1 protein-coding gene is annotated in these 337 nt (G+C 40.1%); it reads right to left on the bottom strand.

All coding sequences use genetic code 11. From position 1 onward, the window contains the following. Positions 1-168: 168 nt before the first annotated feature. Positions 169-337 (bottom strand): EAL domain-containing protein (locus tag BEA93_RS24820; RefSeq protein ID WP_123058265.1); only part of this gene is annotated, 169 nt, incomplete at its 5' end.

The raw sequence follows: 337 nt of genomic DNA, 5'->3' as shown, positions 1-337 counted from the left end.
ATATGAATAAAAGAATAAAAACAAAAAGACGTTGAAGTTAAGAAGAAAAACACTGCCGGAGTCTGAAAAATGCGATGCCGGCACATCATTTATCAGAAATAAAATGAAATTACTTAAATGTGTTTAATTTTATTTTTCAGGAGTGACTTACTGATTACACAGCTGGCGTTATCCATACTCACAACAAAATGTATCCACTTTTTCCGGTCTGCCGAAATAAAACCCCTGCAGATAATCCACTCCCAGAGAGCACAGACAGTTCACCTGCGCCTGAGTTTCAACACCCTCTGCCACCGTATCAATACCCAGCTTTCCTGCCAGCCCGACAACACTTTCT

The organism is Escherichia sp. MOD1-EC5950 (assembly GCF_002965345.1).
Classification (GTDB): domain Bacteria; phylum Pseudomonadota; class Gammaproteobacteria; order Enterobacterales; family Enterobacteriaceae; genus Escherichia; species Escherichia marmotae.
The sequence above is the reverse complement of the archived record's forward strand: the minus strand, read 5'-3'. Positions and strand labels throughout refer to the sequence as shown.